This is a genomic window from Lysinibacillus sp. JK80, from assembly GCF_027557635.1.
Classification (GTDB): Bacteria; Bacillota; Bacilli; order Bacillales_A; family Planococcaceae; genus Lysinibacillus; species Lysinibacillus capsici.
The window spans coordinates 4,409,889-4,436,324 of the sequence record NZ_CP058997.1; the positions used below are offsets into that span (position 1 = coordinate 4,409,889).

At 39.5% G+C, this 26,436-nt stretch carries 18 protein-coding genes, 6 tRNA genes, 3 rRNA genes and 1 pseudogene; 4 read left to right on the forward strand and 24 right to left on the reverse strand.

Annotation, left to right across the window (positions count from 1 at the left end; genetic code table 11):
* Positions 1–768: 768 nt before the first annotated feature.
* On the reverse strand, positions 769–1,947 hold the full coding sequence (locus HXV90_RS22140; RefSeq protein WP_333474113.1) for an MFS transporter: 1,179 nt from the start codon (positions 1,945–1,947) through the stop codon (positions 769–771).
* A gap of 136 nt (positions 1,948–2,083) precedes the next feature.
* Complete coding sequence (locus HXV90_RS22145) at positions 2,084–2,842, reverse strand: MBL fold metallo-hydrolase (RefSeq protein ID WP_269898026.1); 759 nt, start codon at positions 2,840–2,842, stop codon at positions 2,084–2,086.
* 119 nt (positions 2,843–2,961) lie between these two features.
* Between HXV90_RS22145 and HXV90_RS22150 the strand changes: the two genes are divergently transcribed.
* Positions 2,962–3,372, forward strand: coding sequence for an Lrp/AsnC family transcriptional regulator (locus HXV90_RS22150; RefSeq protein ID WP_269898027.1), 411 nt, complete (start codon positions 2,962–2,964; stop codon positions 3,370–3,372).
* On the opposite strand, the gene HXV90_RS23570 is transcribed toward HXV90_RS22150, so the two are convergent.
* The 15 genes from HXV90_RS23570 to HXV90_RS22225 form a co-directional block, all read right to left on the reverse strand.
* Positions 3,362–3,451, reverse strand: a complete 90-nt coding sequence (locus HXV90_RS23570) for a hypothetical protein (RefSeq protein WP_442916327.1) — start codon at positions 3,449–3,451, stop codon at positions 3,362–3,364. The genes HXV90_RS22150 and HXV90_RS23570 overlap by 11 nt on opposite strands.
* Positions 3,452–4,067: 616 nt before the next feature.
* A complete protein-coding gene (gene glmS / locus HXV90_RS22160; protein ID WP_054549731.1) occupies positions 4,068–5,870 on the reverse strand; it encodes a glutamine--fructose-6-phosphate transaminase (isomerizing) in 1,803 nt (600 codons plus the stop codon).
* Between the two features lie 595 nt (positions 5,871–6,465).
* The gene (locus HXV90_RS22165; RefSeq protein WP_054549732.1) at positions 6,466–6,981 is read right to left on the reverse strand and encodes a type 1 glutamine amidotransferase domain-containing protein; all 516 of its coding nucleotides are present in this window, start codon (positions 6,979–6,981) and stop codon (positions 6,466–6,468) included.
* Between the two features lie 127 nt (positions 6,982–7,108).
* Positions 7,109–8,461, reverse strand: coding sequence for a phosphoglucosamine mutase (gene glmM, locus HXV90_RS22170; protein ID WP_269898028.1), 1,353 nt, complete (start codon positions 8,459–8,461; stop codon positions 7,109–7,111).
* A gap of 214 nt (positions 8,462–8,675) precedes the next feature.
* Complete coding sequence (locus HXV90_RS22175; protein WP_048393928.1) at positions 8,676–9,752, reverse strand: CdaR family protein; 1,077 nt, start codon at positions 9,750–9,752, stop codon at positions 8,676–8,678.
* The gene (gene cdaA, locus HXV90_RS22180; RefSeq protein ID WP_009370548.1) at positions 9,745–10,581 is read right to left on the reverse strand and encodes a diadenylate cyclase CdaA; all 837 of its coding nucleotides are present in this window, start codon (positions 10,579–10,581) and stop codon (positions 9,745–9,747) included. The genes HXV90_RS22175 and cdaA overlap by 8 nt, the downstream gene beginning before the upstream one ends.
* A 149-nt stretch (positions 10,582–10,730) precedes the next feature.
* Positions 10,731–11,357: an anti-sigma factor family protein gene (locus HXV90_RS22185; RefSeq protein WP_009370547.1), complete on the reverse strand. Its 627-nt coding sequence runs from the start codon at positions 11,355–11,357 to the stop codon at positions 10,731–10,733.
* Between the two features lie 13 nt (positions 11,358–11,370).
* Entirely contained in the window at positions 11,371–11,934 is a 564-nt protein-coding gene (gene sigW / locus HXV90_RS22190; RefSeq protein ID WP_004225410.1) for an RNA polymerase sigma factor SigW, read from the reverse strand.
* A gap of 133 nt (positions 11,935–12,067) precedes the next feature.
* Positions 12,068–12,973: an arginase gene (rocF, locus tag HXV90_RS22195; RefSeq protein ID WP_004225412.1), complete on the reverse strand. Its 906-nt coding sequence runs from the start codon at positions 12,971–12,973 to the stop codon at positions 12,068–12,070.
* 185 nt (positions 12,974–13,158) lie between these two features.
* Positions 13,159–13,231: transfer RNA gene (locus HXV90_RS22200), tRNA-Lys, on the reverse strand.
* A gap of 13 nt (positions 13,232–13,244) precedes the next feature.
* Positions 13,245–13,319: transfer RNA gene (locus HXV90_RS22205), tRNA-Gln, on the reverse strand.
* Positions 13,320–13,333: 14 nt separating this feature from the next.
* A tRNA-Tyr gene (locus tag HXV90_RS22210) sits at positions 13,334–13,417 on the reverse strand.
* Between the two features lie 18 nt (positions 13,418–13,435).
* A tRNA-Val gene (locus tag HXV90_RS22215) sits at positions 13,436–13,511 on the reverse strand.
* Positions 13,512–13,566: 55 nt separating this feature from the next.
* Positions 13,567–13,641 (reverse strand) — tRNA-Glu (locus HXV90_RS22220).
* Positions 13,642–13,754: 113 nt separating this feature from the next.
* A tRNA-Asn gene (locus HXV90_RS22225) sits at positions 13,755–13,831 on the reverse strand.
* A 269-nt stretch (positions 13,832–14,100) separates the two neighbouring features.
* Between HXV90_RS22225 and mbcS the strand changes: the two genes are divergently transcribed.
* Entirely contained in the window at positions 14,101–15,687 is a 1,587-nt protein-coding gene (gene mbcS / locus HXV90_RS22230; protein WP_269898029.1) for an acyl-CoA synthetase MbcS, read from the forward strand.
* Between the two features lie 114 nt (positions 15,688–15,801).
* Here the strand turns inward: mbcS and rrf are convergent.
* The 3 genes from rrf to HXV90_RS22245 form a co-directional block, all read right to left on the reverse strand.
* Positions 15,802–15,917 (reverse strand): 5S ribosomal RNA (gene rrf / locus HXV90_RS22235).
* Between the two features lie 70 nt (positions 15,918–15,987).
* Positions 15,988–18,915, reverse strand: a 23S ribosomal RNA gene (locus HXV90_RS22240).
* Positions 18,916–19,097: 182 nt separating this feature from the next.
* Positions 19,098–20,649, reverse strand: a 16S ribosomal RNA gene (locus tag HXV90_RS22245).
* The 16S, 23S and 5S rRNA genes sit together here, the layout of an rRNA operon.
* Before the next feature lie 270 nt (positions 20,650–20,919).
* On the opposite strand from HXV90_RS22245, the gene HXV90_RS22250 reads away from it, so the two are divergent.
* A complete protein-coding gene (locus HXV90_RS22250) occupies positions 20,920–21,576 on the forward strand; it encodes a hypothetical protein (RefSeq protein ID WP_066038303.1) in 657 nt (218 codons plus the stop codon).
* A gap of 36 nt (positions 21,577–21,612) precedes the next feature.
* Here HXV90_RS22250 and HXV90_RS22255 read toward each other — a convergent pair whose 3' ends face one another.
* Positions 21,613–22,287 (reverse strand): KinB-signaling pathway activation protein, encoded by a 675-nt coding sequence (locus tag HXV90_RS22255; RefSeq protein WP_269898030.1) that lies wholly within the window; start codon positions 22,285–22,287, stop codon positions 21,613–21,615.
* Between the two features lie 151 nt (positions 22,288–22,438).
* Here HXV90_RS22255 and gerD point away from each other — a divergent pair, with 151 nt between their 5' ends.
* The gene (gene gerD / locus HXV90_RS22260; RefSeq protein WP_269898031.1) at positions 22,439–23,047 is read left to right on the forward strand and encodes a spore germination lipoprotein GerD; all 609 of its coding nucleotides are present in this window, start codon (positions 22,439–22,441) and stop codon (positions 23,045–23,047) included.
* 55 nt (positions 23,048–23,102) lie between these two features.
* Here gerD and HXV90_RS22265 read toward each other — a convergent pair whose 3' ends face one another.
* The 3 genes and pseudogenes from HXV90_RS22265 to HXV90_RS22275 form a co-directional block, all read right to left on the reverse strand.
* The gene (locus tag HXV90_RS22265; protein WP_004233758.1) at positions 23,103–24,158 is read right to left on the reverse strand and encodes a P-loop NTPase; all 1,056 of its coding nucleotides are present in this window, start codon (positions 24,156–24,158) and stop codon (positions 23,103–23,105) included.
* A gap of 72 nt (positions 24,159–24,230) precedes the next feature.
* Positions 24,231–24,944, reverse strand: coding sequence for an N-acetylmuramoyl-L-alanine amidase (locus HXV90_RS22270; protein ID WP_004233756.1), 714 nt, complete (start codon positions 24,942–24,944; stop codon positions 24,231–24,233).
* Between the two features lie 127 nt (positions 24,945–25,071).
* A pseudogene (locus HXV90_RS22275) lies at positions 25,072–25,899 on the reverse strand (DUF4822 domain-containing protein); the annotation flags it as partial.
* Positions 25,900–26,436: the final 537 nt, after the last annotated feature.

Sequence of the window (26,436 nt, forward strand, 5' to 3'; positions counted from 1 at the left end):
CACCTTCCTTATTTAATGTATAGATAATTCATTAAAACATTTACTTCCGAATGATTTTTCGCTTTTTAAATATACCTTAATAGCAATCAAGTCGTTTCAAAATTGAAAGTAATTCTTGTGGCTTTGAAATAAAGTTAAACTGTTTATAAAAAAGTTTAACCGTTTATAAAAAAAGATGAACCGGAATTTCCTATCTCTATAAGGAAGGGATTTCGGTTTTTCTTGTGGATTTAGAACCTGTTAAGTGATAATAAAGTTATTCCATTAAAGGGCCATATTGTGGAATAACAAAAAAACTGGTAGATAAAGATTATGAAACTATCAAGAAATTTAAGCGTATATTAGTTATGCAACAATTTAGGAAGGTGCTGTAAAAGATGGAATTATTTCTAGTCATCATTATAATATATGGAATTTTAATTTGGACCTATTTCAACCCAGAGGAAAGTTTATTATGGGGAAAACGAGGGATGTACAAAGAAGAACCTCAATTAACTGAAAGTGCAATTCGTAATACAAAAGTGAAAGCCTTAATCAGTATTATTGTGATAACGCTAATTATTATTATTTATATAATTACGCAAATTTTGAATTAGTAAAAATCATTTTCCAACAATTGGGCCCAATTCGGTTCCTGAATAGGAAAAGTGCTTTATTCAATTATAGGGCCATATTGTTGAATAACGCTTCTATATAAAAAAGGACATCCATATTGCTACAGGATGTCCTATTCTAAAATATATATTAACTGTATTCAGACGCACGTACTCAATGTGCAGATTCTTTTTTTCCGTGTAAGAAGTAGTAAACAATAGACATTGCAAAGACGATAATTCCCAAAATTACATATAGTCCATCAAAGCCTGTCGTTGGAATGACCATTCCAAGAATAGTAGGACCAAATCCATTGCCAAGATCAAAAAAGATAAAGAAGGTTGCTGTGGCAAGTCCCATACGGTGCGGTTCAGCCATATTAACAGCTATTGTCTGACTGACTGAAGATATGTTACCAAAACCAAGACCAATTAAAGCGCCAGCCATTAACAAAGTTACACTGTTACTTGCTGAACTGAGAAGTAGCATACCGGTACCAAACAGGATAATGGCCGGATATATGATAAAGTTTGCCCCTTTTTTGTCCATCAACTTACCTGTGAATGGCCTAGAAACTAAAACAGCAACTGTATACACCATAAAGAAAAAGCTAGCTGCTTCCACCAAGTTTAACTCCATAGCATATAAATTTATATAGGAAAGAACGCCAGAGAAAGTAAATGTCATCATAAGAATGATGATGGAAATCGGAAGTGATTTTGGCTCAATTAAGCTAGAGAGTTTAAATCTAGATTTTTCTTTTTTAACTTCTGTCGATTTCAATATTGGTACATGAACAAAGAATGCTGTTATCAAACTCAGAATCCCTAACAGAAGACAGAAAGCAAATATCATGTCAAAGCTCATATGCTGACTCATGTAAAGGCCAATGAAAGGACCTAGTCCAGTACCCAGTGCTGTACTTACAGCAAAGTAGCCAATACCTTCCCCTCTACGTGATTCCGGTATTGAGTGTGCCACAATCGTACCGATTACAGTAGTCGCAATACCCACTGTAATACCATTTAGGAAACGGCTTATTAGGAGGAAAGAAATCCCTTTATCTATAAAGTATAACGCTGTAGTTAATATGAAAAAGATTAACCCTATTATTAAAATTCGTTTTTGCCCAATTTTATTCATTATAGGACTAGTAAACAAGCGACCGATTAATGCCCCAATAATGAAAATCCCGGCTACAAGACCAGCTTGGCTTGTAGATGCATTGAATTCATTTACGGCATAAAGGGCAATTGTTGCATTTAATAAAAAGAAGATTAATGTTAAGAAAAAATTGACTAATGAAAGAATGATGAAATTCTTCGTCCACAATTTAGGTTTTGTTGTATTCATTACCAGCGGCTCCTTTCTAATTGACATTCGTTGTGGAATACCCATAATGTAGATAGAATACAAGCATTTTACTTTATAAAATATCACTAAATAAATGGGCTGAAAAAGGTAAGTCCTTTTTCAGCCTCATTTTAGTCTAGAATGAGAATAATTCACCATCATTAGGAACTAATACATTAGACGAGATTCCTTTTTCATTAATATAGTTTTTCAACTCTTCCCTAGATAAAGTCCAATGATTTACAGCTTCCATATGGACAGAAAGTATTTTTGAGTTAGGGGCAGCTTTAGACACTTCATAGATATCCTCTTTCCCCATTACTAGAGAACCACCTTGTAAAAATTGGTTATCCCCACCGTTTACCACAATGATTTCTGGGTTATGCGTATCAATCACTTCCTGAACACCTTCATACCAAACAGTATCTCCAGCTACATATAACGTTTTCTCATTTGAGTGTTTGAAAACAATGCCACATACCAGACCAGCTAGTTCTACCATTGGTCCTCTACCATGTTCACCTTTTGTTTTAATTAATTGAATATCCCCAAATGTTGTATCTTCTTTTAAAACTTCTATATTTTGAAAACCAGCACCTTTAATTTCTTTTGCATCTTCTTCATTTTGTGCATATATTTTGATTTCTTTTGGTAATGCCTCTTTTGCAGCATCATCCCAATGGTCATAATGCAAATGAGTAACAATAACAGCATCTACATTAATAATATCTTCAATAGATGTTGTTAAACTAACTAAAGGATTGCTTTGATCTTGTCTTAATGAATTAGGGAAAGGAGGGTAAGTTCCTTTCTCTGCTAACATTGGATCTATTAAAAACTTCTTGCCTGCGTACTCGACAACTAGTGTTGCATTTCGAATGTGTTGTATATTCATTATCAATTAACTCCTTTTCTTTGAACTATGTATAGTCTATACTATGACCAATTAGAGAATACAGAGATTAAATAAAGTCTTTTAGCGTTTTGACTTTATTATTGAAAGGAGTGAATTAAATGTTAGATAAGACTGATATACGTATCTTAGAAGAACTGACTAAGAATAGCCGGATTACTATGAAAGAATTGGGGGAGAAAGTACATTTGACTGGGCCAGCTACTTCCGCTAGAGTGGTGAAACTAGAGGAAAATGGCATTATTGAGGGGTATACCATTAAAGTGAATCAAGTGAAATTAGGGTATGTTATACATGCCTTGATTAATATCTGGACTAATAGTTTACATCATGAACCTTATCTGTCATTCATTAAGACACAGGAACAATATGTCATAAACAACTACAAAATTAGTGGTGATAGTTGTTACCTTCTTGAATGTAAGTTTCCATCCAATGATATATTAGATGAATTTTTGAAGGGATTGAACCTATATGTAAACTACAAATTATCTATTATTATTAAAAAATGAAGAAGTTTACGTCGACCTTCGGATAATAATATTTACGCAAGTCCTTTTCGATATAAGGAGTAAGCATATTCATAAGCATATCCTGTAATCTTAGCTCTTTAGAGTCTTGAGTTGCTTCAGAAGATGAAACACCGGTTGTTTGAAAAGAAATAATAAGAACAAGGGATAGTACAAAAGTGATTAAATTTTCTTCAATACACCTCTTATACCTTTATCAAAATTAATTGTATTGTTTCCTTTTCTTATTAAAGTATGTGCTTATTCAACAATCGGGCGCGATTGTTGAGTAACATAGCTGGAAAATGATCAACCTTTTTATAAAAATCTCATACTTATATAAAAAGAGTAACTCCATTTTGATCAACCTTTTTTCAAAGTGGAGTTTTTGGAGTTGCAATTAGATAAGGGGTGAGGGATATTTTTTAATCAATTTTTATTCCAAAGCTACAAAAAGAGCATGTTTTGGAAAAAGATTAATCAAAACATGCTCTTTAGATTTTTTCTCATATATAGGTTAATATCGTTAAATTAAAATTTTATTCCATATCTAAACTAATCATTTTTTATATTTTCCAAACGTTTGACGTCACGACTAAATTGTGTATGTCACGATAGAGTTGTTTACATCGAGACTAAGTTGTGTGCATCACGTTTGAGTTGTATATGGACAAACACATTAAATCTAATTTTTGTTCTTACTCAACAGTTACCGATTTAGCTAGGTTACGTGGTTTATCTACATCACAGCGGCGGTGAAGTGCAGCATAGTAGCTAATTAATTGTAAAGGTACTACTGATACAAGCGGTGTTAGTAATTCATGAACATGCGGAATGACTAAACGGTCGCCATCTTCATCAATGCCTGCCATCGCGATAATACATGGATATGCACCACGAGCTGCTACTTCTTTGACATTACCACGGATGTTTAATCCTACTGAAGCTTGTGTGACAAGCGCAAACACAGGTGTACCTTCTTCGATTAAGGCAATTGTTCCATGCTTCAGTTCTCCACCAGCAAAGCCTTCTGCTTGGATGTACGAAATTTCTTTTAGTTTTAAGGCACCTTCAAGGCTGACATAGAAGTCCATATTACGGCCAATGAAGAATGCGTTGCGTGCGATTTTTAAGTAATCTTCTGCAATGTCTTCTAACACATCTTTTGAATCAATAATTGTTTGGATGCCATTAGCGGCAATCGCAAGCTCTTGTTTTAAATCAAATTCTAAGCCTTTGCCATTTGCTTTTGCTGTCACATAGGCCGCTAATGCAAGTACTGCTACTTGTGCCACATAAGCTTTTGTAGAAGCTACAGCAATTTCTGGACCTGCATGTAATAACAATGTATGGTCAGCTTCACGTGATAACGTAGAGCCAGGTACATTTGTGATCGTTAATGTTGGATAGCCCAACTCTTTAATTTTTACAAGTACTTGACGACTATCTGCTGTTTCTCCTGATTGTGTAATGAAGATAAATAATGGTCTTTCTGAAAGTAATGGCATGTTATAGCCAAATTCACTAGAAATATGCACTTCTACAGGGATACCGGCCATTTTTTCGAAATATTGTTTACCGATAAGACCCGCATGATAGCTTGTGCCCGCTGCAATAATATATAAACGATCTGCTGCTCGTAAGGCTTCTAAAATCTCCGCATCAATCGTTAAATCACCGTTGTCACCTTCATATGCTTGAATGATTTTACGAATAACTGTAGGCTGCTCATCCATTTCTTTTAACATATAGTGTGGATATGTGCCTTTTTCAATATCACTCATATCAAGCTCAGCAGTATATGGTGCACGCTCTACTACAGTACCATCTAATTTTGTAATTTCCACACTTGCTTTGTGTACGATAACTACCTCTTTATCGTGAAGCTCTACGTATTGATCTGTTACCTGTAGCATCGCCATTGCATCTGACGCAACAACATTGAAACCTTCACCAATTCCAACTAGAAGTGGTGATTTATTTTTTGCTACAAAGATTGTATCTGCTGCCTCTGCATCTAATAGTGCCAGTGCATAGGAGCCATGTAATAGAGATAATGTTTTACGGAAGGCGTCTGCAGTGCTTAGACCATCTTTCACAAATAACTCTACTAATTGCACAATAACCTCTGTATCTGTATCAGATTTCATTGGAATGCCTTTTAAATATGTTTTTTGCAATAAGTGATAGTTTTCAATAACCCCATTATGCACAAGTGTAAAGCGTCCTGATGCACTTTGATGTGGGTGAGCATTTAAACGATTTGGCACACCATGTGTTGCCCAACGTGTATGACCAATACCAATTTTCGCAGCAACATCTTCATCTACCGCTTCTCGTAAATCTGCAATACGCCCTTTTTCTTTGAAAACCGTTACGCCTTCCTCGTTACGTACTGCAATACCCGCTGAATCATAACCACGGTACTCTAGCTTTTCTAAGCCTTTTAATAGAATTTCCTTTGCATCTGATTCACCAATATATCCTACAATTCCACACATAATTCTCGTCCTCCGATAATGTCAATTTAACGCAATGACAAACTAGGCCTCATCCTATCGAATTTTTTTGAATGTACAGCGAAGCTTTATTTTTATAAAAAATAAAGCACTCCAATACACACAAGCTATTCAGCCAACTGAATAGAGACCTTCGATATGTGAAGCTTCATCTATTTATCTATTGCTTTTACAATACCTTCTCCATTTTCTGTACATTCAATCACTCAAATGCTTTCAAAATGGAAAATGACAATCGGGTATGTCGATTGGGAGGCATCCGCCGAATTTTCGATAAACCTCCACCTCGTCTGCTGAAGATCTTTTCGTCCGATTTCTTCAGCTCAGGCGCTATAATTGTTTTCCGATTTTGCGCTTTCTTCCCTCCTTAGGCGCTCGTTAAAGGATAAGGTCGGACCTCATCTTCAACTTCTCCATCATACTCAATCATATGCTATTCGTCAAATTTTCGTTATAAAAAACACCTAGTCCTAAAGCTTTTTGGTGACAAATATGTAGACAAAGCGATACATATGCACTTTGATAAGCATTGTCATACAAAATAGGCACAAGCATTTAAAATGCTTGTGCCTATCCTTTATTTACTGTCTAATAATTTAACAATTTCTCTATTAAATGCAGGAAGATCATCTGGCGTTCTACTTGTTACAAGCTGTTTTTGACAGACAAATACTTCTTCATCATGGAAGATTGCCCCTGCATTTTCTAAATCCACTTGGATGGATTTATAACCTGTGGCGTCACGCCCATTTAATGTCTTTGCAGTAATAAGAAGTTGTGGTCCATGACAAATGGCAAAGGTAGGCTTCATTTCATCCATAAAGGACTTTGCAAATGCTACTATACGATCATCCGCACGTAATATATCGGGAGAAAAACCACCAGGAATAAATAATGCATCGTAATCTGTTGCTTTTACTTCATCAATGCCTTTATCAATTTTCACGGACTCTCCATGCTTACCCTTAACTTCCTTGCCTGCTTCGATATCAATTGTTACTAGCTGATGCCCAGCTGCTTCCAAAGCTTCTTTAGGGCTTGTAAACTCAATGTCCTCAAACATATCTGTTATAACTGTAGCAATTTTAGCCATATCAATTAAACACTCCTTGTTATTGTGACTCCTAATTACTGTTCCCCATCTCGCTTATTTAAAACATTCCTTTCAAATAAGTAAACCCGATTTCCTGTTTACGGAAATCGGGTTTACACTCTATTTCTTATTCTGTTAGGCCCATTTCTACACGTACAACATCTGCAATACGCTCGACAAAACGCTCGCAATCCGTTTCTGTTGCTGCTTCCACCATGACACGTACTAATGGCTCTGTACCTGAAGGACGTACTAAAACACGACCATTTCCAGCCATTTCAGTTTCTACCTCTGCAATTACTGCAGCTACTTTCGCATTATCAGTCACAGCATGCTTATCTGTTACACGCACATTGACAAGACGCTGAGGGTAGATTTTCATTTCAGCTGCAAGTTCTGAAAGCTTTTTACCCGTCGCTTTCATAATGTTGACAAGCTGAATTCCTGTCAGTAAGCCATCACCTGTTGTATTAAAATCTAGAAAGACGATATGCCCTGATTGCTCGCCACCTAAATTGTATTCATTCGCACGCATTTCTTCCACAACATAACGATCACCTACAGCTGTTTGTACACTTTGCATACCATTGTCAGCCACAGCTTTATAGAAGCCCATATTGCTCATTACTGTTGAAACAATTGTTTGCTTCTTTAAACGCCCTACCGCATTTAAATGCTTACCAATGATAAACATAATTTGGTCACCGTCAACAATTTTTCCGTTTTCATCTACAGCAATTAAACGGTCTCCATCGCCATCAAAGGCTAAACCAACATCTGCACCTTTTTCAGTAACAAATTTAGCTAGTCCTTCTGGATGTGTTGAGCCTACACCATCATTGATATTTAAGCCAGTTGGAGAAGCACCCATTGTAGAAATGTCAGCTTCTAAATCAGCAAATAAATGTGTAGCTAAAGATGAAGTTGCACCATGTGCACAATCAAGCGCTACATGGATACCATCAAATTCTTCATCCACTGTTTGCTTTAAGTATTGAATATATTTTTGACCACCTTCGAAATAGTCACTTACAGATCCTAAATCTGCTCCTATAGGACGTGGTAATGTATCCTCTTGCGCATCAATTAACGCTTCAATTTCCGCTTCCTGTGCATCTGTTAGCTTAAAGCCATCAGGACCGAAAAATTTAATACCGTTATCTGCAACTGGGTTATGTGAAGCTGAAATCATGACGCCTGCATCTGCGCTCATAATTCGAGTAAGGTATGCCACACCTGGTGTTGAAATAATACCCAGACGCATTACCTCTACCCCAATTGATAAAAGACCAGCCACAAGTGCACCTTCAAGCATCTCGCCTGAAATACGTGTGTCACGACCAATTAAAACCTTTGGACGGTCAGTTGCATCTTTTGTTAAAACATAGCCGCCTATACGACCAAGTTTAAATGCAAATTCTGGTGTTAATTCACTATTCGCGACGCCACGGACGCCATCTGTTCCAAAATATTTACCCATTCTACTTATTCTCTCCTTCAATGCAAGACAGTGCCTAGTGAGTTTCTATCAAGCATTAGACACTTGTCCGCTTACTTTTGGAAAAGTCTGCTTTTGTTCATTTCATTGGTAATTATTAATATTCCACTCTGCCAGTTTGTTTGATGAAACCTGAATTACAAACCTGATTGGATTTTTGATTTAGAATCAAAATAAAATTATAGTCACATATTGTTTAAGAATCAATATCTTCCGATTCCTCAGTTGACGTATTTTTATCAGTTGTAGTACTCTCATCTGTCACATCAGGTTCTTCAGTTGGAGGTGGCGTTTCCTCTGTAGAAGCTGGTGTTTTCTGCTGTTCTTCTTGTTCAACCTTTGTAATATCTGCCTTCACTTTTATTTTCTTGTCAGATATTTTTGTCACACCATCTGGTAATTTTACATCAAATTCATAAGTTTTGGACTCAGTAATTTTTGACAGGTCAACTGTTATTGGAATGGATGTTAAACTGTCAATAATTGATTTTCTACCATACACTTTGATCATTTTTGGTGTAAATGTTAATGAGTTAATGGTAATGTCTTCGGCAGCTTGCCCTGTTTCCTTAAGGACAACTGGGATCTCTCGACTATACTCCGCTATATCTACTTGAACTTTCACAATTTCAGGTTCAATAGTCACGTCTAACTTATTTAAATCTCTATCTAATACTTTTACAGCTGCTTCCTGCGTGAATGATTGCTTCAAGCCCTGCTCTCCTGTAACAGTTGCTTTTACATAACTAATGCTTTCAATAGCACTTTTTGCACCTGTTACATAAACAGTTGGCGGGTTGGCCGTCATTTCTTTTAAGATAAAACCTTCTTCGATTAAACGTTTGTTCATTTCAGGGTCCACTCGGAACTCCTGCGTGACCTTTTCCTCAATATTCACATGAACAGTTGCAGGGTCTAATGTCACCTTTAACTTTTCTGAAATATTTTCGTATTGCAGTTTTACATCATGCTCTCCCAGCAATAAATTGCTCAAATCCGCAAATATAGAAAAATCCTTAGCTCCCTTTGCTTTTAAAACCAATGCCATGGGACCTTCTATCGTTACATCCACAGTTTCAGGTAAACCTGTCACAATAAGATTCTCATTATCGTAATAAACATCCACTGGAACATCACGAATAACATCCGTTTGTTCATTTGAGGTAGCTTTATTTAAAGGTGACAACTCAGTACGCACTGAGAAAAAAAGCAAAAAAGCTAAAAATAGCGCGATGATTCTAAGTACCCAAGGGCTATCCATCATTTTATCCATTCTTTTTCCCCCTCCAAGTCAACTTAGAGGATGCATTTGATTCTTGTACTGATCCGAACCACATTTTTCTTAATAATGTTTCAAACTCCTCTAGAGATAGATTTCGATGGAGATTACCATTTAATGTTATACTAATTGCGCCTGTTTCTTCTGACACAACAATTGTAATAGCATCTGTAACTTCACTTAAGCCAAGAGCAGCACGGTGGCGTGTCCCTAACTCTTTTGAAATAAATGGGCTTTCAGATAAAGGTAAATAACAAGCCGCTGCTGTAACTTTATCTTTTTGCATAATAACAGCCCCATCATGTAGCGGGGTATTTGGTATAAAGATATTAATCAGTAATTCTGATGATATTTCAGCATTTAGCCCTATACCTGTTTCAATATATTCATTAAGACCTGTTTCTTTTTCAATAGAAATTAACGCACCTATTCGACGTTTAGCCATATAACTTACAGACTTCTTCATAGCCTCAATAAGTCTTGTTTGTTCTTCTTCTTCTTGACTTGATGAACGTTGGAATAGCTTTCCTCGTCCAATTTGTTCTAAACCACGTCTGATTTCAGGTTGGAAAATAATAATAATCGCTAGGAAACCAAACTCAATAACTTGTTGTAGCATCCAGCCAAGTGTTTGTAACCCTAAAAGGTCTGTTGCAATTCGTGCAATAATAATGACGAATATTCCCTTAAGTAATTGGACAGCCTTCGTACCTTTAATGAGGGTTAAGACTTTATAAACAACGTACCAAACGAGCAGTACATCAATGAAGTTAATAACAATATTCACAGGTGTTAAATCCGTGAAATGTTCGATAATTTGCACGTGGCATCCCCCACTTTTCATTACGAATCCATACACATTCAAGTATATCACATTCTTATCAAATGTAACTTTTTTCAAATAAAAAGTCTACTCAGAAGAGTAGACCTTTCAGCCTCTCACGTGCACTATTTTTTAGGACGTATAGAGTGTTATTTAGTTTCTTCTTTTTCCTCAAATGTCATGGCTGTCTTAACAGAATTTTTAATTGTATACCATAACCATTCAAATACTTCGTCAATTTCTTCGATTCTCCCTGAAACTACCGCTGAAGATGCCATATATTGCCCGTTGATTACTGTGACGTTGCCATCAACTTCACCTTCAACAATCAAATCGCCATTTTTCACAACAATATCGCCTTTTACCACTTCTCCTTCAGGGACAATCACTGTTTGACCATCCACAACTAAATTAGGTTGCTTGGTCACCGAGAAATGCTGGTCATCCATGAAGCTACCCAATAATGTAGCACTCATGAATAAGCAAAATACTGCTGCTGCCACAAAGAACGGATGCCGGCGAATCCATTTTTGTATACCTACTCGACTTTTTGGTTTTGGTAAACGAGCCATAACTGCTGCTTCAAAACTCGGAGGCGCTGTAATGTGGGAAGCACTCTTCACAAAGGCGATTGTTTCACTCAATTCTTGCATCAACTGTTTACAATCATTACATGTATGCAAGTGTTGTTTCAACTCTTGCTCATGCTCACGACTAATGTCACCGTCTAAATAATCATGCATATAGTCTATAATATGCTCTGGACAAGTATTCATGACGCTCCCCCTCCTACAGATTGTTTAATTGCTTACGTAATGCCTCACGTCCGCGGTGAATCCTCGTTTTCACCGTTCCAAGCGGCATATCTAAAATCTCGCTAATCTCTTGTAACGATAACTCTTCTATATATTTCAATACTATAACCGAACGGTATTTATCCGGCAATCGTCCAATTTCATATTGAATGCGATCTTGCAGCTCCATTTGTTCTAACTGCTCCTCTGGTAGCTGGTCATCTGCTGCGATTTGCGAATACATATCAAGCCCTTCTGTACCAGCTACTTCTGCATCTAAATAATAATCCGGTTTCTTTTTTCGAATACGGTCAATGCAGAGGTTTGTCGCTATGCGATAAAGCCACGTTGAAAACTTTCTTTTCTGATCAAATGTATGCAAGTTCATATAAGCTCGCACAAAAGCCTCTTGAGCAATGTCTTCAGACTCTTGTTTGTTGCCTAACATTCGATAGCATACTTGGTACAGTTTGTGCTGATAGAGACTCACAATATCGGCAAATGCGTTTTGATCGCCTTTAAGCACTTGTTTTATTCTCTTATTTACTAACGCATCCATTGTGTTGACTTCTCCACCTTTACAACTGTCTTATACTATACGAAGCACCAATAAGAAAAGTTTCGTTTTAATTCAATTATAGCAAAAGATTTTTATGCAATGTGGCAACAGGCAATTTTTTGTCAAATTTTCTTTAAACTAGTGTTTCGCCAAATAAAGATCCCATTAATGCAACAGCCACATTTGCTGTTGTATTCTTTTCATCTAATATAGGATTTACCTCTACAAACTCTGCTGAAGTTACCATGCCTGATTCTTGTAACATTTCCATTGCTAAATGGCTTTCTCGGTACGTAATTCCGCCTGGAACTGGTGTACCCACACCTGGCGTATAAAGTGGATCTAATCCGTCTAAATCAAGTGATAAATGTAAGCCATCAACATTTCGTTCCTTTAAATAAGCAAGTGCATCTTCCATCACACGTGTCATGCCAAGTCGGTCGATTTCATGCATTGTATATACTTTAATTCCTTGTTGACGTATCAATTCACGTTCTCCTGGGTCTACTGAACGAGCTCCAATAATAATCACGTTTTCTGGCTTAATTTTTGGAGCATAGTTGCGAATTTGCACTAAACGTTCATGTCCTAGCCCAATACTAACAGCTAACGGCATCCCATGTATATTGCCTGAAGGTGTTGTTTCAGGTGTATTTAAATCTGCATGAGCGTCATACCAGATAACACCGAGATTTTTGTAATGCTCACCTAATCCAGCTAATGTTCCAATAGCAATGCTATGGTCTCCACCAAATACGAGTGGGAATTTCTTTTGTTCCACTACTTCATGCACACTATTTGCTAATGCAGTACTAACATCTACAACTTCCTCTAAATTTAGTAATTTTTCATCCACAGCTCCGTCAGCAAGCTTTTGACTAACACGAATATCCCCTTGATCCTGTACATCGTGTCCGATAGCCTCTAAACGTTCAACAATACCTGCATATCGAATAGCACTTGGTCCCATATCTACCCCACGGCGTGTTTGTCCGTAATCTGTTGGTACTCCAATAATAGAAATATTAAGTTTATTCATGTTTTTATACCCCCTAAAAGTTATAAGATTATTGTAAAGCCTACATACCACTTGGCTCAACTCGACAAAAAATTGTATATTTATTCATTTATAAATAACATAAAAAAATCTCCTACTGTTTTCAGCAAGAGATTAGTTATCTGTAGTTAATATAACACTTTTGAATAATTTTCATTCTAAAAAAGTGAGCCATGAAGGACTCGAACCTTCGACCCTCTGATTAAAAGTCAGATGCTCTACCAACTGAGCTAATGGCTCATAAAAGAAAAAATGGCTGGGGTACTAGGATTCGAACCTAGGCATGACGGAATCAAAATCCGTTGCCTTACCGCTTGGCTATACCCCAATCATTTATAAAACTGGTGGAGGGGGACGGATTCGAACCGCCGAACCCTAAGGAGCGGATTTACAGTCCGCCGCGTTTAGCCACTTCGCTACCCCTCCGAAATAACACAATAAGAATGGTGGAGGATGACGGGCTCGAACCGCCGACCCTCTGCTTGTAAGGCAGATGCTCTCCCAGCTGAGCTAATCCTCCATAGAAACAGGTGTTATATCACAGTTTATATTCTTTATAAAGCCTATGTTTTAAATGGTGACCCCTACGGGATTCGAACCCGTGTTACCGCCGTGAAAGGGCGGTGTCTTAACCACTTGACCAAGGGGCCAATATTACGTCTCAAACAAGACAAGAATTATAATAACATTTTTCATTAATAATTGCAATGCTTTTCCACAATTTTTTTTATGTATTATAGCATTTGAAAAAAGGACAAAAAAATGGCTCCGAAGGCAGGACTCGAACCTGCGACAACCTGATTAACAGTCAGGTGCTACTACCAACTGAGCTACTTCGGAACAATGCTATTCACTTTGGTTTTAGACAACCTCTTAAGTACATTTATTATTATAGCAAGCATTATAAATAATGCAACACATTTTGTGAAAATTTTTATATTTTTTGTCGAAGTATGCTCCTATATTCGTTTGAAAGCATAATAGTTCTCTATTAATTCTAATATTTCTATTTAACGTACTAAATATTCTTGCTGTATATTATTGTAATTGTTAAAATAAAAATAGTTTTATGAATTTTCTATCAAATTTTCTGGGGGAGGATGTTCAAGATGGTATCAAATGATTTAATTGCACCTGAATTTTATAACATCACAGAGGAATTAGAAAAATTTTCGCAAGATAGTGATCGCCAAGCAATACGTTGGTTAAATACACAACAAGAGAGACGTACAGTTTCTTATGTGGAGCTTAACCAAAAAATGAATCAATACGCAAACGCTTTTACGGAGAAGGGGCTTCAAAAAGGTGATCGTGTATTAGTTATTATTCCTCGACTTCCAGAAGCCTATTTCGTTTTTCTAGGCTGCTTAAAGGCTGGTATCGTACCCATTTCATGTTCAGAGATGCTACGTGCAAGCGATTTAGAATATCGGATGGAACATTCTTCTGCTAGTGCAGTTATTGCTTATGAGGCTTTTACTAGTGAAGTTGATCAAATTGCTTCTTCTGTAGACGCATTGAAAAATAAACTAGTGATCGGTTCTGCGAAAGGAGATTGGACTTCTTTAGATGAATTAGCAAGCAGCCAGCCAGCTACATTTACAGCCGTAGCTACTACACGTGATGACATGGCATTCCTTTCTTATACATCTGGTACAACTGGTAAACCTAAAGGCGTTGTTCATTCACATGGCTGGGGATATGCACATATTAGAACTGCAGCTTCAAAATGGCTTTGTGTACGTGAAGGAGACCTCGTGTGGGCAACAGCTGCTCCTGGTTGGCAAAAGTGGATATGGAGTCCTTTTTTATCCACAATCATGCTCGGTGCTACTGCATTTGTCTATCATGGTGGATTCGATGCAAAAACCTATCTTCAATTAATGCAGGATGAAAAAGTTAATGTTCTATGTTGTACACCGACTGAATACCGGATTATGGCGAAAATCGATAATTTACAAGACTACAATCTATCATCTCTACGTAGTGCCGTTTCTGCTGGTGAACCTTTAAATCGTCCAGTTATCGAAACATTTATGAATCATTTTGGACTAAAAGTACGTGACGGCTATGGACAAACAGAAAACACATTATTAATTGGTACACTCGAAAACACAGAATTACGTCCTGGATCTATGGGTGTTCCAACTCCAGGTAATATTGTACGTATTATCGACAATGAAGGGAATGAAGCGCCAGTTGGCGAAGTTGGTGATATTGCTGTTCACAAATCTTCACCAGCTTTATTTAAAGAATATTATAAAGAACCAGAGCGCACACAAGCTGCATTTCGTGGGGATTGGTATATTACAGGTGATCAAGCAAAATGTGATGAAGACGGTTACTTCTGGTTTGAAGGTCGTGGAGATGACATTATTATTTCATCTGGTTATACGATCGGACCATTTGAAGTTGAAGATGCATTAAACAAACATGAAGCTGTACAAGAATGTGCAGTTGTAGCTGCGCCAGATGAAATTAGGGGGCATATTGTAAAGGCATTTGTTATCTTACGAGAAGGCTTCAAAGAATGTAATGAAGAGGAGTTAACAAAGGAGCTACAGGAGCATGTAAAAGCGTTAACAGCCCCTTATAAATACCCTCGTAGTATCGTCTTTCTTGATGAGTTACCAAAAACGACATCAGGGAAAATTCGCCGTATCGAACTACGAGCTACTACAGTTCATACGCATTAAGTTAAGTATCAAAACAAGAAGGCACCCATTGAGGATGCCTTCTTTTATGTATTTATAAATAAATAATCGGCTCAAAAAAAGCCACTACTGAGTGTATCAGTAGCGACTTTTTGCGCCTAGCGACGTCCTACTCTCACAGGGGGAAGCCCCCAACTACCATCGGCGCTAAAGAGCTTAACTTCCGTGTTCGGTATGGGAACGGGTGTGACCTCTTTGCCATCATCACTAGACTTTTTATTTAATTGAAAGATTTATTCTTTCAAAACTGGATAAACGGTGCATTGAATGTTTCAAACTTTTTTGGTTAAGTCCTCGATCGATTAGTATTCGTCAGCTCCATGTGTCACCACACTTCCACCTCGAACCTATCTACCTCATCGTCTTTGAGGGATCTTACTTACTTGCGTAATGGGAAATCTCATCTTGAGGGGGGCTTCATGCTTAGATGCTTTCAGCACTTATCCCGTCCACACATAGCTACCCAGCGATGCCTTTGGCAAGACAACTGGTACACCAGCGGTGTGTCCATCCCGGTCCTCTCGTACTAAGGACAGCTCCTCTCAAATTTCCTACGCCCACGACGGATAGGGACCGAACTGTCTCACGACGTTCTGAACCCAGCTCGCGTACCGCTTTAATGGGCGAACAGCCCAACCCTTGGGACCGACTACAGCCCCAGGATGCGATGAGCCGACATCGAGGTGCCAAACCTCCCCGTCGATGTGGACTCTTGGGGGAGATAAGCCTGTTATCCCCGGGGTAGCTTTTATCCGTTGAGCGATGGCCCTTCCATGCGGAACCACCGGATCACTAAGCCCGTCTTTCGACCCTGCTCGACTTGTAGGTCTCGCAGTCAAGCTCCCTTGTGCCTTTACACTCTACGAATGATTTCCAACCATTCTGAGGGAACCTTTGGGCGCCTCCGTTACCTTTTAGGAGGCGACCGCCCCAGTCAAACTGTCCGCCTGACACTGTCTCCTGCCCCGCTAAGGGGCATGGGTTAGAATTTCAATACAACCAGGGTAGTATCCCACCGACGCCTCCTTCGAAGCTGGCGCTCCGAGATCTCTGGCTCCTACCTATCCTGTACAAGTTGTACCAAAATTCAATATCAGGCTACAGTAAAGCTCCACGGGGTCTTTCCGTCCTGTCGCGGGTAACCTGCATCTTCACAGGTACTATAATTTCACCGAGTCTCTCGTTGAGACAGTGCCCAGATCGTTACGCCTTTCGTGCGGGTCGGAACTTACCCGACAAGGAATTTCGCTACCTTAGGACCGTTATAGTTACGGCCGCCGTTTACTGGGGCTTCAATTCGCAGCTTCGCTTGCGCTAACCACTCCTCTTAACCTTCCAGCACCGGGCAGGCGTCAGCCCCTATACGTCACCTTACGGTTTTGCAGAGACCTGTGTTTTTGCTAAACAGTCGCCTGGGCCTATTCACTGCGGCTCTCATGCGCTTGCACGCTCAAGAGCACCCCTTCTCCCGAAGTTACGGGGTCATTTTGCCGAGTTCCTTAACGAGAGTTCTCTCGCACACCTTAGGATTCTCTCCTCGACTACCTGTGTCGGTTTGCGGTACGGGCACCTCTCACCTCGATAGAGGCTTTTCTTGGCAGTGTGAAATCAGGAACTTCGTCCATACGGACTCGCCATCACAGCTCAACGTTACAGTGTGCGGATTTGCCTACACACACGCCTTACTGCTTGGACGCGCACAACCAACGGCGCGCTTACCCTATCCTACTGCGTCCCCCCATTTCTCAAACGGTGAGGAGGTGGTACAGGAATATCAACCTGTTGTCCATCGCCTACGCCTATCGGCCTCGGCTTAGGTCCCGACTAACCCTGAGCGGACGAGCCTTCCTCAGGAAACCTTAGTCATACGGTGGACGGGATTCTCACCCGTCTTTCGCTACTCATACCGGCATTCTCACTTCTAAGCGCTCCACCAGTCCTTCCGATCTGACTTCAACGCACTTAGAACGCTCTCCTACCACTGACATCGTAGATGTCAATCCACAGCTTCGGTGAATCGTTTAGCCCCGATACATTTTCGGCGCAGCGTCACTCGACCAGTGAGCTATTACGCACTCTTTAAATGATGGCTGCTTCTAAGCCAACATCCTGGTTGTCTGTGCAACGCCACATCCTTTTCCACTTAACGATTACTTTGGGACCTTAGCTGGTGGTCTGGGCTGTTTCCCTTTTGACTACGGATCTTATCACTCGCAGTCTGACTCCCGTGTATAAATATCTGGCATTCGGAGTTTGTCTGAATTCGGTAAACCGGGATGGCCCCCTAGTCCAAACAGTGCTCTACCTCCAGTATTCTCATCACGAGGCTAGCCCTAAAGCTATTTCGGAGAGAACCAGCTATCTCCAAGTTCGATTGGAATTTCTCCGCTACCCACACCTCATCCCCGCACTTTTCAACGTGCGTGGGTTCGGGCCTCCAGTAAGTGTTACCTCACCTTCACCCTGGACATGGGTAGATCACCTGGTTTCGGGTCTACGACCACGTACTATTTCGCCCTATTCAGACTCGCTTTCGCTGCGGCTCCGCCTTCTAAAGCTTAACCTTGCACGTAATCGTAACTCGCCGGTTCATTCTACAAAAGGCACGCTATCACCCATTAACGGGCTCTAACTACTTGTAGGCACACGGTTTCAGGATCTCTTTCACTCCCCTTCCGGGGTGCTTTTCACCTTTCCCTCACGGTACTGGTTCACTATCGGTCACTAGGTAGTATTTAGCCTTGGGAGATGGTCCTCCCGGATTCCGACGGAATTTCACGTGTTCCGCCGTACTCAGGATCCACTCAGGAGAGAACGAACTTTCGACTACAGGGCTTTTACCTGCTCTGGCGGACCTTTCCAAGTCGCTTCATCTAACTCGCTCTTTTGTAACTCCGTATAGAGTGTCCTACAACCCCAAGAGGCAAGCCTCTTGGTTTGGGCTCTTCCCGTTTCGCTCGCCGCTACTCAGGGAATCGATTTTTCTTTCTCTTCCTCCAGGTACTTAGATGTTTCAGTTCCCTGGGTCTGCCTTCAAGACGCTATGTATTCACGTCAAGATACTACGCGATTAAACGTAGTGGGTTCCCCCATTCGGAAATCTCCGGATCAAAGCTCACTTACAGCTCCCCGAAGCATATCGGTGTTAGTGCCGTCCTTCTTCGGCTCCTAGTGCCAAGGCATTCGCCGTGCGCCCTTAATAACTTAACCAAGTTATTAAGCCTATAAAAAAACTTAAAAAATAAATGTGTTTGTTACAATTTCAATGTCGTTTTATCCAGTTTTCAAAGAACAAGTTTTGAAGTGTTTCATTCAGATAGAATGAACCTTCAAAACTGAACGCAAAACGTAATCTTACAAACCCAAGGTTTGTATTCCGAAATAATCCTTAGAAAGGAGGTGATCCAGCCGCACCTTCCGATACGGCTACCTTGTTACGACTTCACCCCAATCATCTATCCCACCTTCGGCGGCTGGCTCCAAAAGGTTACCTCACCGACTTCGGGTGTTACAAACTCTCGTGGTGTGACGGGCGGTGTGTACAAGGCCCGGGAACGTATTCACCGCGGCATGCTGATCCGCGATTACTAGCGATTCCGGCTTCATGTAGGCGAGTTGCAGCCTACAATCCGAACTGAGAACGACTTTATCGGATTAGCTCCCTCTCGCGAGTTGGCAACCGTTTGTATCGTCCATTGTAGCACGTGTGTAGCCCAGGTCATAAGGGGCATGATGATTTGACGTCATCCCCACCTTCCTCCGGTTTGTCACCGGCAGTCACCTTAGAGTGCCCAACTAAATGATGGCAACTAAGATCAAGGGTTGCGCTCGTTGCGGGACTTAACCCAACATCTCACGACACGAGCTGACGACAACCATGCACCACCTGTCACCGTTGCCCCCGAAGGGGAAACTATATCTCTACAGTGGTCAACGGGATGTCAAGACCTGGTAAGGTTCTTCGCGTTGCTTCGAATTAAACCACATGCTCCACCGCTTGTGCGGGCCCCCGTCAATTCCTTTGAGTTTCAGTCTTGCGACCGTACTCCCCAGGCGGAGTGCTTAATGCGTTAGCTGCAGCACTAAGGGGCGGAAACCCCCTAACACTTAGCACTCATCGTTTACGGCGTGGACTACCAGGGTATCTAATCCTGTTTGCTCCCCACGCTTTCGCGCCTCAGCGTCAGTTACAGACCAGAAAGTCGCCTTCGCCACTGGTGTTCCTCCAAATCTCTACGCATTTCACCGCTACACTTGGAATTCCACTTTCCTCTTCTGCACTCAAGTCCCCCAGTTTCCAATGACCCTCCACGGTTGAGCCGTGGGCTTTCACATCAGACTTAAAGGACCGCCTGCGCGCGCTTTACGCCCAATAATTCCGGACAACGCTTGCCACCTACGTATTACCGCGGCTGCTGGCACGTAGTTAGCCGTGGCTTTCTAATAAGGTACCGTCAAGGTACAGCCAGTTACTACTGTACTTGTTCTTCCCTTACAACAGAGTTTTACGATCCGAAAACCTTCTTCACTCACGCGGCGTTGCTCCATCAGGCTTTCGCCCATTGTGGAAGATTCCCTACTGCTGCCTCCCGTAGGAGTCTGGGCCGTGTCTCAGTCCCAGTGTGGCCGATCACCCTCTCAGGTCGGCTACGCATCGTCGCCTTGGTGAGCCGTTACCTCACCAACTAGCTAATGCGCCGCGGGCCCATCCTATAGCGACAGCCGAAACCGTCTTTCAGTCTTTCACCATGAAGCAAAAGAGATTATTCGGTATTAGCCCCGGTTTCCCGGAGTTATCCCAAACTATAGGGTAGGTTGCCCACGTGTTACTCACCCGTCCGCCGCTAACGTCAAAGGAGCAAGCTCCTTTTCTGTTCGCTCGACTTGCATGTATTAGGCACGCCGCCAGCGTTCGTCCTGAGCCAGGATCAAACTCTCCATAAAAGAAATTTGATTAGCTCAAATTGTTTTGCTGGCATCATGTTTGATGTCCAAAATTTTTATTTTGTTCACTAACCGAAGCTAGCTACTTAAAACCTTATTGATTACGTTTTGCTTGTTCAGTTTTCAAGGTTCATGTTTCTTTATTTCGTTGTCACCTCTTGGCGACTTATACATAATAACATCGATTATTCATGAAAGTCAACACTAAATCATAAGTTTTTTTAAAGAGATTCATTTTTTATTTTAAATTTTAGAAACGAGGTTATCATTATGGTCCGTAAAACGTTGATTTCGCTGCTTTTAATTGTAATGCTCTTTGCCTTTTTAAAGCCTATAAATTCAACGATGATTTCTGTATTTAATATTGCGAATGCACCAGTAGTGGTCACAAAAGGACATTATGGCACATCTCTTATTGTAGAGATCTCTTTCTCTGATGACTCTCTATTAGAATGGCTCCAAACGGTGAAAGAGCCTTATCCACTTCTACTTTTAGATGCTGGTTGGATAAAACGGTCACCCGATCATTTAAAAATTATCCAACAACGAAAATTGCCTACAGGATTACTTGGGCCGGATGATTCAGTAGAAGAACCCGTTGACATTGCACTCATCCAAAAGGATATTGATACTTACGAAAAATATTTAAAAGAAAAACCTTTATGGTTTGCTACCCGAAATCATCAATATTCACAGGATTTACAGAAAGCCTTATTCCAACAACAAATGAATTTACTATCTCCTTCGCTTATTTGGCAAGGTGAGAAAACTCCGAAATTACAAAAAGGTGATTTTGTCTTTTTCCCGCTCCATCAAAATAATCAAATATCCTTTAAAGAGCTTAACACTCTCATACAACAGCATAAGTTTATGTCGATTGAAGAAAATATATTTGGTTATAAGGTTCAAACTAAAAAAGCGCCATAAAAAAATTGCCTCCAATACAGCGAGGCAATTTTTTCCTTATGCGTTTTTAGCCTGTTCACGACGAGCTTGGCGTCGTGCTTCTAATTTTTGACGATCTTCATCAGATTTTGCATTATATTTAGGTAATACTAATAATTGATACGCATTAACCGCCAATAATGGGAATAATAAAAGCGCAACATACTCATTAATATTTTCATCGCGACCCATCAAGGCAATTGTCCATTCCAACGTTGTAATGACAATCATAAAGAATAGTGCCGAAATCATTACATGTTTTTTCCCTGTTAATTTTACTTTTTGAACAGCTGTTGCTATTGCCCCAAAAATGAGGACAATTAATAGTCCTACATAGAACAACCAGCTTTGCCCCTCCTTCACACCAGGAATAAAGCGGAAGAAAATTATATCGAAAATCGTTATGGCAATTAATAATAGCTGTACCCAATTCCATAATGTCAGTGTTCTAAAAATATTAACACCTACCTGATGAAGTGTTAAATAAGCAAAAAAGCCAGCTTGCGCTATAACACTCATTGTAAACCCTAAGAAAACCATCCATAAAAGTCCAGCGAAAAACTCACCCCATTGACCGTTTGCTATGTATGGTTGGAAGAATTCCCAGCGAATAAATAAACTAAAAACTCCGTTGACTGCACCACCAACGAGCATTGCAAAGAAGAAAAACTTTGCCCAATTTCGTATCGTCACAACTAAAAGTCCCCCAATTTCTCAATATATCTGTCCTTATTTTATCAATGCCTTGTTAAAAAAGCTATTTCTCATCCTAACCAATACATAAAGTCCTGAGAAATGTGAACAATAATTGAAAGAGTCTATCTAGAGAAAGGACTGATTGTCGATGCGAAAATTAACCTTATTACTGATTCTAATGCTTTTTCTTTCTGCCTGTTCACAAGATAAAACCTCTACCATGTCCTATGATGAAATAAAAAAAATCATGATTGACTCTTTACAAACAGAGGATGGTAAAAAGGCATTGCGACAGCTTTTAGAAGAGCCGAGTTTCCGTGAGCTCTTGATTTTAGAGCATGATGAAGTGAAAAAAGCTACCGAGGAAACTTTACTTTCCAAGGAAGCAGAAGACTTTTGGAAAAAAACCTTTGAAGATCCAAAGTTTAAAGAAACTGTTGCGAAAAGTATGCAAAAACAGCAACAGGATATTATGAAGAACTTAATAAAAGATCCAACTTTCCAAAAGGATATGGAGGCATTTTTCGGGCAACCCGATATGCAAAAGCAATTGGAGACTATCCTTAAATCATCCAATATGCGCAAGCAAATGGAGGAAGTTGTAAAGGAAACGATCGAAAGCCCTTTAATGCAATCTAAATGGCAGGAACTTATTAAGAAAAGTGGCGAAACAGGTTCATCAGGAAGTGGCGATAAGAAAGAAGCGAGTGGCGATAGTGGTGGCGGATCGGATAAGGGACAAAAAAGTACCGAGTAACCTTGGTAATGTAAAAACGGATTTCCCCATAAAACTGGTGGAAATCCGTTTTTTATTATTTATTTAATTTATCGATGATTTTCGTCGCGATGTCTAAATAAATTTGTCCTGTTGTATGTTTTTCAGCGTATACAGAAGGAGCAAAATCTTCATCTGTCCAATCTGGTTGCCCAAGCGGGATTTGTCCAAGCAACTCTGTACGTAGTTCGTCAGCTAGCTTTGGTCCTCCTCCTTGCCCAAAGACAAATTCTCGGTCACCTGATTTAGATTCAAACCAAGCCATGTTTTCGATAACTCCTAAAATTTCATGGTCTGTTTGAAGCGCCATTGCCCCTGCACGAGCTGCAACAAATGCTGCTGTTGGGTGTGGAGTTGTTACAACAATTTCTTTTGATGATGGCAACATTTGATGGATATCTAATGCAACGTCACCTGTGCCAGGAGGTAAATCTAATAATAGATAATCTAATTCACCCCACTCAACATCACGGAAGAATTGATCTAATACTTTACCAAGCATTGGTCCGCGCCATACGATCGGTGCGTTATTTTCTACAAAGAAGCCCATTGAAATCATTTTTACCCCAAAGCGATCTACTGGGAAAATACGATTATCGACTACCTTAGGCATATCCGTTACACCCATCATATCAGGTACACTAAATCCATAAATATCTGCGTCAATTAAGCCGACTTTCTTTCCTAGACGAGCTAAAGCAACAGCTAAGTTTACTGATACTGTCGATTTACCAACTCCACCTTTACCAGAAGCAATTGAAATTACTTGGACTGTGCTTAATGGAGATAAAATATCTTGTGCTTCCGACTCTGTTGCTGTGCCACGGAAGCTTTGCAATTTTTCTGTTGATAGTTCTTCAAAACGAATACCAACAGTGTTTACACCTGCTTCTTTCAACACCTCAACAACTTTCATTTGTAGTTGTAATTGTTCCGGTGTATTCAGTTTAGCAATGGCAATTTTTACACTGACATGATTTTTTTCTTCTTTTATTGCTACGTTCGTAATACCATCTGTTTCTGCAAGCGATTTATGTAAAAATGGATCTTGTAGTTGTCCCAGTATTTCTCGTACTTGTTGTTCAGTAATCACGACGAACACTCCCCTTATATTGTCTCAATATTAGTATATCATAATGATTTGATTTACGTTGTAGATGTTGCTCTACTCAATTTTGGCTAATAAATAGTCTTCTATACCTTCAACTATGGCATCTGCCATTTTTTCTTGGTAGTTTTTGTCCACTAATAATGCTCGTTCCTCATCATTACTAATAAAACCAGTCTCCACTAAAGCTGCAGGTACTTCCGCTTTCTTCAATAAATAGATTTGCTTAATAGACAATGCTTCACGGTCTGTATTTTTTAAATTAGTGCGAATGGATTGTTGAATACTCTTGGCAAGAATCTCTCCATCAGCATGTCCTTCCTTATGGTAAAATACCTGTGCGCCACGCCATTTTGTTTCAGGAATGGCATTTGCATGAATAGTTATAAATACATCAGGCTTTTCCTTTTCCACGATATCCTTTCTTAGGAAGATATCTTGCTTTTTCCGTTCTCTCATTGTTCCATATTTTTCTGATGGCGCATGCTCATCGATTACATCACCATTTTTTGTTCGTGTCATTATAACCGTTGCGCCTTTTTTCTTTAATTGCTTCTCTACATGCTGAGCAATTGCAAGTGTAATATCCTTTTCAATCACTTCGCCCTTTGAAGCTCCTCCGTCCTCACCACCATGCCCTGCATCAATGACAATTTTTATGCCACCAAGTGGGTCCGGTAAGAAGAAGTTACGGTCCGAAGCATTTGTTTCATATGCCACGACCACTATACTCATAAGCATAATTACTCCTAGTGCAAGCCAGCGCTTCACCCATATACACCACCCTTTTACATTTAGTGTACGAAATTAGTGGATGAACTATGCCAGAAAGTAAAAAAAACTCCCAAGTCACAAACTTGAGAGTTTTAATTTATTCTATATTAAGGGAGGAAGAATTTTATTGGTTTGTAAAAGTAGGTTTGAATTCACCTGTATATGGCTCATGCTCTACAAATACAGTTATATCATTGCCATCTTTGTCTTTACCTGTTCGTTTATACGTGAACTTCTTATCGTTGATTTCTGTAATTTCAAGAGCTACACCATACTTATTATCACCGACAGAAACATGCGCTCTTATTTTATTATCATGAATGACATTAAAGTAACCATAGTCTCCACGACTTTCACCTGTTTCTGGATTAAAGAACTCATATTTATTTGTATTTGCATCATACTTTGCAATGCTAATGAAATTTGAATTGAATTCTGTTACATCATTACCCGCTTCATCTAACACAACTGTTCCATGCCATAGTGTATCAGCGAGAATTTTATCTCCGTCAACGTCTGTAACAATTTGACCTGTAGAAGCATCTAACGTTTTATCGGAATCAGTAAATGCCAGTTCTTTTTCTTTATATGGAATATGTTCCACGAATATTTCTACATCATTGCCCGCAGCATCTTTACCCATTCTCTTATAAGTAAAGATACTATCGTTTAGCTCAGTGATCTCGACAACTGCTTGGTAGTTTTTTGATTCGGAAATTAATATTCTTTGTTTCCCATCATTTGTGATAAAGAATGTCCCTTTATCCTCACGGCTTTTACCTGTAGCCGCGTCAAAGAATTCATAATGACCTGTCTGGGCATCATATTTTGCTAAGCCAATGAAGTTTGCGTTCTCCGCCGTTAAATCATTGTGATCTTGATCATAAACCTTTGTACCTTGCCAATTTGTACCACTTAGAACATTAGCCATTTCTTGTCCCTTTGTTAATTGCTCTTTGGCAGTATTTTCTGTTACAGTACTTTCTGTTTTAACTTCATCACTACTTGTCTTATTGCCTTTTGCAGGCTCCTTATCTTGACATGCTGCCAGTAATGCAATAGCAGCAACAGATACTATTAATATTTTTTTCATACCTACTTACCTCCATCGGTTAGTTTATATTTTGAGTTACATCAAACCCATAATGACAATTTTTAAAAATGAAAGGTTTGTTGTACCTTCTAAAAGCTATATTAAAGTGGAATGTTAAACTCCCCCTAAATAATTTCTTAAAAAAACATAAACTTATACGAAAATATTTTTAATATATATTAAATCTGTACACTAATAGTGAGGTTTATGTAAAAAGCTATTTATTTTTTTCTACATATACTTAATTTATGGGTGATCGACATTTCTCACAAACGAGTACTTCAACATTATTTATTATAGGAAAAAGCTAAGCCTAGCATATCTTTTTAATATTACTCGTATAATTCGCAACATGTTACCATATTTTTATAAACGGAAAAGTAGGCTACAGTGATA